The following is a 274-nucleotide window of genomic DNA, read 5'->3' as shown; positions in this document are numbered from 1 at the left end:
ACCGCGAACGAGGCGCTGGCAAAAGACGAAGACCAGCGCCTGCGCGACATACTTCTGGGGATCCCGAATATCCCCCTGCCCGAGGTGCCCGAAGGCGCCGACGAACACGGCAATGTCGAACTCAAACGCTGGGGCAGCCCGCGCGCCCTCGCCTTCAAGCCGTGGGAACATTTCGACATTCCTGCCGCGAAGGCCGGCATGGACTTCGCCACCGCGGCCAAGCTCTCGGGCAGCCGCTTCGTCGTCCTGTCGGGCGCCGTCGCCCGCCTCCACC

Annotated in this window: 1 pseudogene; it reads left to right on the top strand. The window is 67.5% G+C overall.

Going from position 1 to position 274, the window contains the following annotated elements:
- A pseudogene (locus tag FQ668_RS28655) lies at positions 1-274 on the top strand (serine--tRNA ligase); the annotation flags it as partial.

Source organism: Pseudomonas sp. Kh14, from assembly GCF_900291005.1.
GTDB lineage: Bacteria > Pseudomonadota > Gammaproteobacteria > Pseudomonadales > Pseudomonadaceae > Aquipseudomonas > Aquipseudomonas alloputida.
This window is presented reverse-complemented; position numbering and strand designations above follow the sequence as displayed.